Origin of the sequence: Micromonospora sp. WMMD987 (assembly GCF_029581435.1) — a bacterium.
In the GTDB taxonomy this organism is placed as follows: domain Bacteria; phylum Actinomycetota; class Actinomycetes; order Mycobacteriales; family Micromonosporaceae; genus Micromonospora; species Micromonospora rifamycinica.
Window position 1 is genome coordinate 6,121,512 of sequence record NZ_CP120861.1, and the last position, 13,965, is coordinate 6,135,476.

The window sequence follows — 13,965 nt, forward strand, 5'->3', positions numbered from 1 at the left end:
AACTCAGTTCCCCTATCGGAGCTTCGGGTCGAGGGCCTCGCGGACGGCCTCACCGAGCATGACGAAGCTCAGCACGGCGGTGACGAGGAACGCGGCGGGGAAGAAGAGCAGGTAGGGCGCGACACGGATGTAGTTCTGCGCCTCACTGATCATGATGCCCCAGGACACCACCGGGCTCTTCAGGCCGACACCCAGGAAGGAGAGCGTCGCCTCGGCGCCGATGAAGGAGCCGACCATGATCGTCCCGTACACCAGCAGCGGAGCCAGACAGTTCGGCAGCAGGTGCTTGAGGATGATCCGGCCCGTCCCCGCACCCAGCGCGCGGGCCGCCATGATGTAGTCGGCCTCCTTGGTGGACAGCACCGAGGAGCGCATCAGCCGCATCACGACCGGCCAGCTCAGCAGCACCAGCGAGGCGATGACCAGGCCCATGATCTTCCACTTGCTGTTGCTCGTCCCGGACCCGTTGAACGTGGTCAGGATGACGATCGCGCCGAGCACGAACGGCAGGCCGAAGAAGACGTCGGCGATCCGGGAGAGCAGCGCGTCCACCCAGCCGCCGCGGTAGCCGGAGACGACCCCCATCAGGCCACCGAAGAGCAGCGTGCCGGCCACGGACAGCAGCGCCACCACGACGGAGGCGCGGGCGCCGTAGATGACCCGGGCGTAGACGTCGCGGCCCTGCACGTCGTAGCCGAACCAGGCCGTCGACGAGGGCTTGCCCAGGCTGTTGTCGAGGCTGCCGTTCACCGCGTCGCCGGAGCTGAACAGCGACGGGACGGCCGCCATCACGATGAACAACAGGATGAAGAAGGCCGAGATCCAGAACAGCGGCTTGCGGCGCAGGTCGCGCCAGGCGTCGCCGAGCAGACCGCGGGGCTTCTCCTTGCGGGCGCTCTCCGGCAGACCGGCGTCCGCGGGGGCGCCGATCTGGCCGGGCTGTTCGGCACGGGGGGTGCTGACGATCGAGGCGGTAGAGGGGTCACTCATAGCGGATCCTCGGGTCCAGGGCGGCGTAGAGCAGGTCGACCAGCAGGTTCATCAGCAGGTAGACCAGCACCAGCACCACCACGATGGAGACAACGGTAGCGCTCTCCTTGGTGACGATCGACCGGTAGACCTGCCGGCCGATCCCGTTGATGCCGAAGATGCCCTCGGTGACGATCGCACCGCCCATCAGCGCACCGAGGTCGGTGCCGAGCAGGGTGACCACCGGGATCAGCGAGTTGCGCAGCAGGTGCACCCCGACCACCCGGCGCATCGGCAGACCCTTGGCGATCGCGGTACGCACGTAGTCGGCCCGCCGGTTCTCGGCGATGCTCGTCCGCGCCACCCGGGCGATGTACGCCGTCGACGCGCTACCCAGCACGAAGCCGGGGATGATCAGTTCGGAGAGCCGCATCTCGCTGGAGACGGTCGGCTTGACGATGCCCCACTGCACGCCGAAGAGCCACTGGAGCACGAAGCCGACCACGAAGACCGGCAGTGCGATCAGGAACAGCGTGGAGACCAGCACCAGGTTGTCCAGGAAACCGTTGCGACGCAGACCGGTCAGCACACCGGCGGTGAGGCCGATGACCGCCTCGATGACCAGCGCGACCACGGCCAGCTTCATCGTGTTGGGGTACGCCGTCGCGATGATGTCGTTGATCGACTGGCCGCTGAACGTCTGCCCGAAGTCGCCCTTGAGGAGGTTCTGCATGTAGATCGCGTACTGGACGAACACGTTCTCGTCGAGGCTGTACTTCTCCGTCATGAAGTCGACGTAGGCCTGCGGACACTTCCGCTCACCGCACTTGCCCGCGAAAGGGTCGCCCGGCACGGCCCAGACGAGTGCGTAGATCATGAATGTGGTGCCGATGAACACCGGCACGAGTTGGAGCAGCCGTCTCAAGAGATAGCGGCCCATGGGGTGGTCCTCCAGACAGGGGGCGCGTCGGACGGCCGACACGGTGGCGACGACGTGCGAGGCGGGTGTGGTGACACCCTGCTCGCGGAACTGCCCCGAGCCGGGCCCGCCGGATGTGGCGGGCCCGACCCGGGGTCAGCGCGGATCGATCAGAGCTCGACCGAGGAGAGGTCCAGCTCACCGACGTTGTTCAGCTCCATCTTCTTGATCTTCTCCGAGTGGCCGGACTGCTGGCCGTAGAAGTAGATCGGGATGGTCGGGACGTCAGCGTCGACCTTCTTGAGAACCTCGGCGAACTGCTGGTGCGAGGCCTCCAGGCTCGGGGCGGCACTGGCGGCCTTGGCGCCGGCGTCGACCTCGGGGTTGCTGTAGAGGCCGTCGTTGGAGGAGCCACCCTTGACGAAGAGCGGGTTCACCCAGTTCTCGATGTCCGGGTAGTCCTGCTGCCAGGCAGCCCGGTACGGGCCCTTCATGCTGTGGGCGTTGATGTTCTGACGGAACACCGCGAAGGTGGGGACACCCTCGGCCCGCGCCTCGATACCCAGGTTGGTCTTGACCTGCTGGGCAACGGCCTCCATCCAGTCCTTGTGGCTGGAGTCGGCGTTGTAGTAGAAGACCATCTCGCCGGTGAAGCCACCGGCCTCGGTCAGCAGCTGCTTCGCCTGCGCGGCGTCGAACTTGCAGGAGGAGCAGTTACCGGCCGGGGCGCCCGGGGTGAGCGGGTTGGCCCAGCTGTCGGCCGGCTTGCGGGTGCCGAAGAAGATCTTGTCCGAGATGTCCTGCCGGTTGATGGCCAGGGAGACGGCACGACGCAGCTTCGGGTTCTCGAAGCGCTTGTCGTAGATCGGGAACGCGATGAACGCGGTCGTCGGGGTGACCGTGTTCAGCGCCCGCGGGCCGAGGTCGGCCTTGTACTTCTCGCCGGCCAGCGCCGAGGTGGGGATCGACTCCAGGAAGTCCAGGTTGCCCGAGAGCAGGTCCGCGTAGGCGGCGTTCTCGTCCTGGTACAGCTTGACGTTGACGTCCTTGACCTTGACCTTGTCGCGCAGGTTGTAGTCGTCGAACCGCGTCAGCTTGATCGAGACGTTGTCCTCCCAGGACACGAACTTCACCGGGCCGTTGGCGATCGGCTTCTTGCCGAACTCCTCGGGCTTCTGGGTGAAGAACACGTCCGGCAGCGGCATGAACGCGCTGTAGCCGAGCTTGGTCGGGAAGACCGCGGTCGGGGCGGACAGGGTGACCTCGAAGGTCTGGTCGTCGACGACCTTCAGGCCGGACATCTCCTTGGCGGCCGGCTCCGGGGCCTTCTTCGGGCCGTCCTCGTCCGGGTCCTCCGAGGTGACCTGGTCGTAGCCGGCGATGTCAGCGAAGAAGCTGCCGTTCGCCGCACCGTTCGGGGAGTAGGCGGCCCAGTTCCAGGCCTTGACGAAGCTCTCCGCCTTCACCTCGGTACCGTCGTGGAACTTGGTACCCTTCTTGATCTTGATGGTGAAGACCTTGGAGTCCTTGGTCTCGATGGACTCGGCCAGCGCGTTACGCGGGGCACCACCGTCGTTCGGGTACTCGACCAGGCCGGTCCACAGGTCGTCGATGATCTTGCCGCCACCGGTCTCGGTGGTGTTCGCCGGAACCAGCGGGTTCTCGGGCTGGACGCCGTGGATGGTGATCGCACCGTCGGCGGTCGCGCCGGAGTCGCTCTCACCGCCGCCCTCACTGCTGGAGCAACCGCTGGCGACCAGCGCGGCGGCCATGCCGGCCGCGATGACGCCGGTTGCCCGCTTCGAGACTCTCATTCCGAGGGGCCTCCTCTTTCTAACCAGTTCCGTCGTGGGTTTCACGCACGTATGGGGGGTGACGCCGCCGACGACCCCGTTGTCGCAGGTCACCGGTTTACCGCAGAGAAATCGGGACACCCCAGGGGGGCCGATCCGCCGGGCCACCCCACCTCTCACACGCGACGCCGCGCAGGACCGACGACCACGCGCGGGTACGGCAGCGTGGCAGGCGGGACGTGCGGGGCGCCTCGCTTCAAGGGTGAGGTGCTGCAACTGTGACACCAACCGGCCCGTGACGTGAAGGTGCCGTTATCAAGCCGTTAATCGGGTGCCGCGTTGCCGATACTTGAGAAAAGATCATGAGATGCCCTGGTCGTACCGCTCTGAGCAGGAAAGACAGCAAGTCAGCTCCGACAGGCCGCGGTCAGGGGACGAGCGGTGTGAGCTTTCCCGCGTCCCGGTTGGGGCGTCCCGACGTCCACCGAGCGTTGGCCGTTTTTGCCCATCCGGCTGATGCCGACGTGGCCGGGCGGAGACGGCTGTCGACCAGGCGGCCAGCACCCACCGGTTCCCCGTCCTCCCCCGCCCCGTCAGCCGGTACCGGACAGCGGGGACACCCCGGCACGTACCGGGCGGGGAACCCGGACACGGGTCGGCCCCGACACCACCGGGTGCCGGGGCCGACCCTACCGGTGCACGTCAGACGGTGAAGCGGACCTTGCGACGGCGGACCAGCAGCACCGCCACCGCGCCGAAGGCGAGCAGCGCCAGCCCGGCCAGGGCGGCCATCGCGATCGGCGAACCGGTCAACGGCAGCCCGCCTCCGTTGCTGGCCGGCGAGGTCGACGGGGCCGGACTCGCCGGCGACGAGGACTCCGCCGGGGCGGACGGCGACGGCGACTCCACCGGGGCCGACGGGGACGGCGACGGCGAGGGCGACCCGGACGGGGTGGCCGACGGCGACGGCGAGGCGGGGGCGGCGGCGAAGCTCGCCGCCGCGTCGGCGGTGACCGAGGTGCCGGTGCTCCCGCCCAGGATCAGCTTCTGCTTGGCGTTCTTGCCCCCGGAGAAGAGGAAGACCCGCCCGAAGGAGACCGAGTCCGGCGCGGAGACGGTCACCGTGACCCGGCCGGCGGCGGTGGCGGTCAGCCAGAACCGGCCACCGTTGGTGGTCGTGCCGACCGGACGACCGTCGGCGTCGACGGCCGTCCCACCGTCGACCTTCAGCGCGATCTCCCCGGACGGCCCGTGCACGGTGAACGGCCCGGCCCGCCCGCCGGTGGTCGCGGTGGCGGACGCCGGGTCCAGGCTCAGCTCGGCCTTCGGCTCCGGCTGGTCGGTGGCGTTGCGCACCAGGTAGTCGTGGACCCGCCGGATCACGTCGTACTCGGCGGCGGCGGTCAGCCCGCGCGTCCACTCACCCAGGGTGACGCCGTCGCTGAAGTGCCAGACGGCCGTCTGGGTGCCGAAGTAGAGCAGGGTGTCCCGCCGGGTGTCGGACAGCCCGGCGGGCAGGGTGGCCCCGGCGGCGGCGAGCAGCTTCGCCCGGTCGGCGTTGGGGTAACCGTGGGTGAGCACCCACTGCACCCGTCCGAGGTTCTTCACCTCCGACTCGCTCCAGGTGCCCTCGGCGTACCCGCCGTCGCGGGCCACCGGGGTGTGGAAGTCGATGCAGAAGACCGGCACCGTGCCGTCCTTCAGCTCCAGGGCCAGCGCCGAGGTCTTCTGCGCCCGGCCGTCCAGCTTCAGCGTGACGCTGGTGCCCGGCACCGCCCGCGCCACACCCTTCACCGTCGGCTCGGCAGCGGCCGGACCGGCTACGGCGAGCACCAGCGCGCCGCCGGTGACGAGCGCCGCGGCGAGACCCGCCCAGCGTCGTCCTCGTTCAACGAACATCAGTTCCGTGCACCTCTCCCCAGGGGTGGGCCGGCCCGCTCCCGGCGGGCCGGCGTGCGTCGCCGTCCCGCGGGGCCGTGGCACCCGCCCGCACGCGCGAAGGCGACGGGGCATTATGCGACACGAATTGATCTCTTGTCAGCCCTGGGGCGATGTTCCCGGAATGGGAGGTGTCAGACGAGTCGTCGGTCCGCCGCCCAGCGGGACAACTCGTACCGGTTGGACATCTGGAGCTTGCGCAGCACGTTCGACACGTGCGTCTCGACCGTCTTGATCGAGATGAACAGCTCCTTGGCGATCTCCTTGTAGGCGTACCCCCGGGCGAGCAGGCGCAGCACCTCGCGCTCACGGTTGGTGAGCTGGTCCAGCTCGGGGTCGGCGACCGGGGTGTCCGGCCGGGCCGCGAACGCGTCCAGCACGAAACCGGCCAACCGGGGGCTGAACACGGCGTCCCCGTCGGCGACCCGGCGGATCGCGTCGGTCAGCTCGTCCGGGGAGATGGTCTTGGTGACGTACCCCCGGGCACCCGCCCGGATCAGCCCGATGACGTCCTCGGCGGCGTCGGACACGCTCAGCGCCAGGAACTTCACCTGCGGGTGGCTGCGCCGCATGGCGTCCAGCACCGCCCGACCGCCGCCGTCGGGCATGTGCACGTCGAGCAGCACCACGTCCGGCCCGGTCACCGCGATCCGGGTGACCGCCTCGGCCACCGTGCTCGCCTCTCCCACCACCTCGACGTGCCGGCCCAACTCGGCCCGGACACCGGCCCGGAACATCGCGTGGTCGTCGACGAGGAAGACCCGCAACCGCTCCACCCGGGCCGGGGCGTCCGCGCCCGGTTCCATCGACTGCTCCGCCATCTCAGCTGTCCCCTTCCGCCGTGGATCCGGTTGCCGCGCCGGCGTTGGTGCTGGTGCCGGCGTTGGTGCTGGTGCCGCTGTTGGTGATGGGCAGCATCAACCGGACCTCCGTGCCCTCCCCGGGCTCGGAACGGATCTCCGCCCGGCCACCGTGCCGCTTCATCCGCCCGATGATCGACCCCCGGACCCCGTGCCGGTGATCCTCCACGGTAGCCGGGTCGAAGCCCTTCCCCCGGTCCCGGACGAAGACGCTCACCTGCTCCGGCTCCACCTCGGCATAGAGCGACACGGTCTGCACCCCGGCATGGCGGGCGGCGTTGACCAGCGCCTCCCGGGCCGCCGCCACCAGCGCGCCGACCCGCTCGTCGGTCTCCCGGTCACCCACCACCACCGCCTCGACGGTGATCGCGAAGGTGTCCTCCACCTCGGCGGCGGCCTGTTCCAGCGCCGCCGCGAACCGCTCGGTCGGTGAGGCGGTCGGCTTGTAGAGCCAGTTGCGCAACGACCGCTCCTGACCCCGGGCGAGTCGCTGCACCGTCTTGACGTCGCTGGCGTTGCGCTGGATCAGGGCGAGGGTGTGCAGCACCTGGTCGTGCACCATGGCGGCCAGTTCGGCACGCTCCTGCTCCCGGATGCGCCCCTCCCGCTCCGAACGGAGCTGGTTCCAGGTGCGCCACAGCAGCGGGGCGGCCACCACCCCGACACCGACCAGCCCGACCAGCGCGAAGATCACACCGTTGACCACCGCGTCGAGGTTCTGCACCGGGGAGTAGACCGCGGCGACGCCGATGATGCCGACGGCGACCAGCACCGCACCGCCGGCGAAGCGGAGCAGGAAGGCCCGTCGGTCGCTCTCCTCCACCACCGCCCCGAGCCACGGCACCGGCATCGACCCGCTCCACTGCCGGCGACGCTCCGGCGCGGACTGGTGCCAGATCACCCCGGCCCCGACCGCGATGATCGCCACCAGCCAGCCGGCGGTGCCCGCCGCGCCGACCGAGTCGAAGACCAGCACCTGGACCAGCAGCACACCGAGGCCGATCGCCACGAACGGCAGGAGCTGCCCGGGATCGCGCCGGGGCGGGGAGGCGGTGTCCCCGGGCCGCAGCGGCACCACCGCCCAGAACGCCGCGTACAGCAGCAGGCCCAGCCCGCTGAGCCCGAGCAGCACCATGAACGCGACGCGGACCCGCAGCACCGAGATGCCGAGGTGGTCGGCGATGCCGGCGGCCACACCGGCGGCCAGCCGGTGCTCGGGCGCCCGGTACAGACGCGGTGGCGGGGTCACGACGCTGATCAGAGGCTCCCTGGTCACGGTGGGTGGCGGACGGACACCGTGCGGTGCGGTGCCGCTCCGATCGTCACACGTGGGGGACGGCACCGGCCACGGGGACGCCCCGGACATCCGCCCGCCGGGATCTCAGGGTGGGGTCAGGGTCGGTTCCGGAGGCAACTCGGCCCGGGGACGCCGCAGGATCGAGGCATGACCGAGGACCCTGCCCCGCCGCCGTACCCTCCGGTGGCCGCACCGGGTGGCACGCCACCGCCCGGCTCCGCCGCCGGGCCACCGCCGACGGCGCCCACGCCGCCCACGGGGGGCGACGACGCGCCGAGACCGCCCGGAGGCTATCCCCCACCGTCCGGCGGTGCCGGCTTCACCTCGCGGTACGGCCTGGTCCGGCCCCGTGACGGCCGCTACCTCGCCGGGGTCTGTGCGGCGATCGGCCGGGCCACCAACACCGACCCGGTGCTGTGGCGCGTGCTGCTCGCCGTGCTCGGGTTCTTCGGCGGGGTCGGCATCCTGGTCTACGTGGCCGCCTGGCTGATCATCCCGGGTGAGGGCGACAGCGCCTCGCCGCTGGAGTCGATGCTCGGCCGGGGCCGGTCGAGCATGTCCCCGATCACCGTGATCGTTTTGACCATCCTGGTCGCGGTCAGCTTCGGGTACATCGTCACCGACGCGTTCCGGGCGGTGCTGCTGGGCGCGGCCATCCTCATCGGCGGGGCACTGCTGCTCAACCGGGAGAGCCGGGACGGTGTCCCGGCCGCCGGGCCGGGCGGGCCACCACCCGGGCCGGTCGCCCCCACCGGGCCGGTCCCCCCGGTCAGCTTCCCGGCACCCGCCCCGGCCACCCCGACGGCACCCACCGCACCGTTCCCGTCGCGTGCCGGGGCACCGGCGGTGTGGCCGGCGGCGCGTACCGGGAAGTCGGAGGGCTGGCCCGCGCAGGCCCGTACCGCCCCCCTGCCGGCCTGGCCGGCGGCCCCGCCGATGGAGATCACCGCCACCCGGGCGGACGCGCCGAACTGGCCGCCCCGCCCGCCCCGGCCCGGCGGCCCCACCGCCCCGCCGGTGGCGGTCCCCCCGTCCCCCGGCGCGGGCTACCGGCCGCCGTTCGCCCCGCACGGCCCGTACGCCAGCGCAGGCGCACCGGTGGCACCGCCCGCACCCCGGGTCAAGCCACCGAAGAAGCCGAAGGAACGGTCGGCGCTGGGTGCCGCGACCTTCTCGCTGATCTTCCTGGTCGTCGGCGTGGTCGCCATCCTGGACCTGCTCGACGTCTTCCCGATCGGCGCGGCCGGCTACTTCGCGGCGGTCCTCGCCACCATCGGGCTCGGCCTGCTGGTGGGCACCTGGTTCGGCCGGGCCCGTTGGCTGATCGCCCTCGGCCTGGTCGCCGCCGCCGCCCTCGGCGTCGCCACCGTCGCCGAGTCCTACGACCGGGTCCGGGGCGTCGACGGGGCGGTCACCTGGGCACCGACCAGCTACCAGGAACTCGCCGACCGCTACGAGAACAGTTTCGGCGACGCGACCCTGGACCTGCGCGCGGTGGACTTCGACAAGCAGGACACCGACCTCACCGTGGTGGTCAACTTCGGCGAGGCCCTCATCGTGGTGCCGCCGAACGTCGACGTCACCGCGGTGACCAACGTCAAGGCCGGGGAGGCCACCGTGTTCGGACGGCGTACCGCCGGCCTGGAGGGGCGGGCCCGGCAGCTCACCGACCTGGGTCAGGACGGGCCCGGCGGCGGCACGCTACGGCTCACCGTCCAGGTCAACGCGGGCAACCTGGAGGTGACCCGGTGAAGGCCCACCGCACCGATCTGGTCTCGTTCGTCTTCGGACTGATCTTCGTCGGGCTCGCCCTCTGGTGGCTGCTGGCCCAGATCCTCGGGTTGGCGCTGCCGGCGGTGGGCTGGTTCCTGGCCGGCGCCCTGGTGCTGATCGGGCTGCTCGGACTGGTCGGGGCGGTACGGTCCGCCCGCACCCCGGACCGGCGGGCCGAGACGACCGATACCCCGACGAGGCGGGACACCGCCGAACTGGACTTCGGCACCCGGGAGACGGCCGCACCCAGCCCCGACACCCGCGACACCGCCGAGCTGCACCTGGAGAGCCGGGAGACGGTCGGGTCGAACGACACCGTCCGCCTCAGCAACATAGGCGGGTCCGACGGCGGGGGCGGGCCGGCCGAGACCGCCAGACCGGGCGACGCTCGACTGCCGGTGGGCGACGCGGTGGCCCGGCCGGACACCGGTGTACCGGGCACCGGCCCGGGTGCGGCCCCGGACCGGCCGGGCCAGCCACCGCCGCCCCGCTGAGGGCACGGGCCGGCCGGACCAGCCACCCGTCCCGCTGAGGGCACGGGCCGGTGAGGGCCGCCCGCACCGGTGCGGGCGGCCTCCGCCGGCTCGTATGCTGGCCGGGGAGATCCCGCCTCCGCCCGGCCACGTGGCCGTCGGGTCCGCCGGTGGCGGTGCCGGGGCACCGGCCCGGGTGCACCCGTCCGGGGCACCCGAGGCGGTCCCGCCGCGACGTCCGTCCCTACCCCGTCAGGAGTCCGCCCGACATGACCCAGTCCCCCGCCGTGCGCCCCTCCGGTCCCACCGGTCCGGTCCGCATCGGCGAGCGTGCCGCCCGTACCCTCGTCGCCGAACTCGCCCGACGCAACGACCCGAAGGCCGCCCTGCTGGTGGGCGCGGCCCCCGGGGCCGCGGTCCTCGCCGCGGCGATCGACGCGCTGCTGCCGGGGGACACGCTGACCGTCGTGCCCGCCCCGGCCACCGACGCCGCCGCGCTGCGCGAGCACGTGACGGCCCAGGGCCGCTGGGTCGCCGACCGGGTACGGGTGGTCGACTCCCTCGCCGAGGCGGACGCCGCCGAGCTGGTCATCGCCGCCGAGCCGTTCACCGGCACCGGCGAGGAGACCCGCGACGCCGTCGACGGCCTCGCCAAGTACCTGACCGACGGCGCGGTACTGAGCGTGGCCGCACCGGTGTTCCGCACCGACGGGTCCGCCGCCGAGCTGGACCGGTACGGCGTGCTGCACGGGGTCCGCACCGACCTGGTGCTGCGCAACTCCCCGCCGGTCCGGGTACACCACCTGCGGTTCACCCCGGCCGGGGCCGCGTCGGCCGCCCGCCTCGCCCCGGCGTACCGGCCGTCGAGCGTTCCGCTGACCCGGGGGATGCACATCGACTCGAACGGGGTCGCGGCGGCCGGCATCGCGCTCGGTCTGGCGGCGGTCGCCCGGGTCGTCCGGCCGAAGTCGAAGCTGTGGCTGGTGCCGGCGCTCGCCGCCGCACCGGTGGCCGCCTTCTTCCGGGATCCGCAGCGGGACGTGCCGGAGGATCCGTCGGCGGTGGTGGCCGCCGCGGACGGCCGGGTGCTGTCGGTGCAGCGGCTGCACGACGAACGGTTCGGCGACGGTGAGTGGTTGCGGATCGCGGTCTTCCTGTCGGTGCTCGACGTGCACGTCAACCGCACGCCGGTGGCCGGCAAGGTGGTGGACTACTTCGTCGCCGACGGCGGCTTCGTCAACGCGATGAAGCCGGACGCCGAGCACAACGTCGCCGCCTACACGGTGCTGGACACCGCGCACGGCACCGTGGTGGTGGCGCAGCGGACCGGGCTGATCGCCCGACGGATCGTGCAGCGTGCGCCGGTGGGGGCGCTGCTGGCCCGGGGTGAGCGGTTCGGGCTGATCCGGTTCGGCTCCCGTACCGACGTCTACCTGCCGGCCGACGCCGCCGAGCCGCTGGTCGGCCCGGGCGACAAGGTGATCGGCGGGTCCTCGGTCATCGCCCGCTGGAGCTGAGCCGACACCGACGCGAACAGGGGCGCCGCGGATCGCGGCGCCCCTGTCGTGTGGCCGGGACGGTCAGGCGGTGCGGCGCTGGTGCAGCCAGAGCAGCGGCCCGCTGACCAGGTAGCCCACCACCACGAGGGCGAAGGTGAGCCGGACGTCGACCAGCGCGCCGACGGCCGGGGCCAGCCAGAGCCACGGCGGCAGCTTGACCAGCCGGGCCAGCTTGGCGTACGGGAAGCTGGAGACCATCGCGAAGGCCAGCAGCGCCACCCCGCCGATCTGCACGGTCGCCGGCAGCGGCAGCCCGATGGCCACGGTGAGCGCGAGCACCGCCGCCGCCATGGTGGTGGGCACGCCGCAGAAGAACCGGCCGTCCTTGGGCGAGACGTTGAACCGGGCGAGCCGGATCGCCGCGCAGGACGCCACGAGGGCCGCCGCGACCGCCGCGGCGGCGGTGGGGGCCGACCCGGCCAACGAGGCGTAGACCACCACCGGGGCGGCGAGGCCGAAGGAGCACATGTCGGCCAGCGAGTCCATCTGCGCGCCGAAGGGGCTGGACACGCCGAACTTCCGGGCCAGCGCACCGTCGAGACCGTCGAAGACGACGCAGGCGATCAGCAGCAGGGCCGCGATCCGGGCCTGGCCGTTCATGGCGACGAAGATGGCGTTGATGCCGAGCACCAGGCTGGCCAGGGTGCAGGCGTTGACCAGCGCGAACTTCATCCGGCGGGCGGGGGTACGCGCGCCGGGGAGCAGCGGGATGGCCATCGCCGGGGAGTCGTCGACCGCGGTGGCCGGGGCGAGCGCCGGGCTGACCGGCACGACCGCCTCGAGCTCGGCGCGGTCGAGGCCGATCCCCCGCCGGTCGAACCCGTAGCGGCGGCGCTGGCGGTCCACGCGGTGCTCGGGCAGGACCAGGTCGGTGCCGTTGAGCTGGTCACCGTCGCGACGCCCCACCCGCACCAGCAGGACCTGGCGGGCGAATGTGCTGCTGCGGCGCAACCGGCCCGCCCAGCGACGTCCTGCGGGGCGCGGACTGTCGGTCGTACGACGCCGGCGCCATGGGGCTCTCGGCACGATTTCCTCCATCACCGGATCGGCTGGCCGCCCGTGCGGGCGGGTGTCCGGCTGTCTCGTGCCGGACCGCTCTTGGCCCGGCAGCCGTTCAAGCGGAGTACACCATTGCACAGGGGCCTGGTGATTGGCGATAGCTGCCGGCGGTGTTCTATCTCCCTTAAACCGCGCGAACCGCCCTCTTATTCCCATCTCGGGCTTCATCACCTTTTTTGTTCGCCAACCGCAGGCCTGACTTTACCGGAGCACGTCCCGGCCGGCTCGTCGAGCGACCGTCACCCGACCGTCGACCCGGTTGCCAGAATGGCGACATCGGTCAGATCAAGGCCACTGAGCTGGGAAAATGCAAACCAGGCGGCGGCCGCTGTCGATCCACCCGGTTGTTCGGTGACCACCGGCTCACCGGGCTCGTCGACCAGCACCCGATAGATCACCCGCACCCCGTGCCAGTCCAGCGGCCGTCCTTCCGGACCAATTGCGGCCGGATTGTGGAGATTGTCGACCAGCAGCAACCGATCGGCCCGACCCACCTGACCGGACTCCTCGACCAGTTCCCGTAACAGTCCGTCGACCGGCTGCTCACCGTGGTCGGTTCCGCCGCCGGGCAGGTGCCACTTGCCGGCCCCCGGATAGCCGGGGGCGATCCGGGTGAGCAGCAACCGCTCGTCGGGCGCGGTGACCAGGCCGTACGCGGCGAACCGCTGCCTGCGGTCGGCCGACCCGCCGGCCGGAGCCGCCGCCCCGGCCGACCCGACCGGCGGCTCGGTCGCCTCCGCCGATCCGCCGCCCAGATATGTCGCATCCGTCGAGCCGGCCGGCGGAACCGTCCCGTCGGCCGACCCGACCGGTGGACCTGTCGTGTCCGCCCGGTCGGCCGGCGGATCCGTCGGGTCCGCCCGGCCGGCCGGCGGCGCCCCGGGCGGGGCGACGTCCGGCGGGGTGGCCGGCAGGCCGAGCAGGTCGGCGGTGAACGGCAGCAGCGGCAGCCCCACCGCCTGCTCCGGGGTGCACCAGGTCAGCCCGTTGACGTCCCCGCCCGCCCGGGGGCGCGGACGGTCGCCGCGGACCGTGACGTCGAACACCAGCCGGTCGGTGTGCACCGACACCCCGGTGGCCCCGGCCCGGTGCACGGTCACGTCGGCGACGGCGGCACGCACCCCGGCCACGGTCACGTCCAGCCCGGCCCGGGCGGTGAACTCCCGGACCACGGTGTCGGCCGGATGCTCGGCATGCCGCACGACCGCGCCCGGCAACCCCCAGCGCCCCGGGTACGGGCCGGACGCCGCCCCGCGCGCCAGCAACACCCGGCCGGCGTCGTCCACACTCCGGCCGTACGCCGCGATCTGTCGCCGCTGCCGCAT

General features: G+C 72.2%; 10 protein-coding genes and 1 pseudogene. 3 read left to right on the forward strand and 8 right to left on the reverse strand.

Translation table 11 applies throughout. The annotated features are described in order from the left end of the window. Positions 1–12 precede the first annotated feature (12 nt). From O7612_RS25950 to O7612_RS25975, 6 genes are all read right to left on the reverse strand, one after another. A complete protein-coding gene (locus O7612_RS25950) occupies positions 13–990 on the reverse strand; it encodes an ABC transporter permease (protein ID WP_282268159.1) in 978 nt (325 codons plus the stop codon). Further along, entirely contained in the window at positions 983–1,909 is a 927-nt protein-coding gene (locus O7612_RS25955) for an ABC transporter permease (RefSeq protein ID WP_282268161.1), read from the reverse strand. The genes O7612_RS25950 and O7612_RS25955 overlap by 8 nt, the downstream gene beginning before the upstream one ends. Before the next feature lie 149 nt (positions 1,910–2,058). Then, entirely contained in the window at positions 2,059–3,702 is a 1,644-nt protein-coding gene (locus O7612_RS25960; protein WP_282268163.1) for an ABC transporter substrate-binding protein, read from the reverse strand. Between the two features lie 681 nt (positions 3,703–4,383). Further along, a complete protein-coding gene (locus O7612_RS25965) occupies positions 4,384–5,580 on the reverse strand; it encodes a thioester domain-containing protein (RefSeq protein WP_282268164.1) in 1,197 nt (398 codons plus the stop codon). Between the two features lie 173 nt (positions 5,581–5,753). Further along, on the reverse strand, positions 5,754–6,440 hold the full coding sequence (locus O7612_RS25970; protein WP_282268166.1) for a response regulator transcription factor: 687 nt from the start codon (positions 6,438–6,440) through the stop codon (positions 5,754–5,756). A 1-nt stretch (position 6,441) separates the two neighbouring features. Continuing rightward, a complete protein-coding gene (locus O7612_RS25975) occupies positions 6,442–7,755 on the reverse strand; it encodes an ATP-binding protein (RefSeq protein ID WP_282268168.1) in 1,314 nt (437 codons plus the stop codon). A gap of 168 nt (positions 7,756–7,923) precedes the next feature. Between O7612_RS25975 and O7612_RS25980 the strand changes: the two genes are divergently transcribed. The 3 genes and pseudogenes from O7612_RS25980 (at position 7,924) to O7612_RS25990 (ending at position 11,539) form a co-directional block, all read left to right on the forward strand. Next, positions 7,924–9,528 carry a PspC domain-containing protein gene (locus O7612_RS25980; protein WP_282268170.1) on the forward strand — a complete coding sequence of 535 codons (1,605 nt, stop codon included), beginning with the start codon at positions 7,924–7,926 and terminating at the stop codon, positions 9,526–9,528. Next, positions 9,525–9,710, forward strand: a pseudogene (locus O7612_RS25985) (hypothetical protein); the annotation flags it as partial. The gene O7612_RS25980 and the pseudogene O7612_RS25985, both read left to right, overlap by 4 nt. Positions 9,711–10,291: 581 nt before the next feature. After that, positions 10,292–11,539, forward strand: coding sequence for a phosphatidylserine decarboxylase (locus O7612_RS25990; RefSeq protein ID WP_282268172.1), 1,248 nt, complete (start codon positions 10,292–10,294; stop codon positions 11,537–11,539). Positions 11,540–11,602: 63 nt separating this feature from the next. On the opposite strand, the gene O7612_RS25995 is transcribed toward O7612_RS25990, so the two are convergent. Further along, the gene (locus O7612_RS25995) at positions 11,603–12,532 is read right to left on the reverse strand and encodes a CDP-alcohol phosphatidyltransferase family protein (protein ID WP_282268174.1); all 930 of its coding nucleotides are present in this window, start codon (positions 12,530–12,532) and stop codon (positions 11,603–11,605) included. Between the two features lie 347 nt (positions 12,533–12,879). Next, positions 12,880–13,965: an NUDIX domain-containing protein gene (locus O7612_RS26000; protein ID WP_282268176.1), complete on the reverse strand. Its 1,086-nt coding sequence runs from the start codon at positions 13,963–13,965 to the stop codon at positions 12,880–12,882.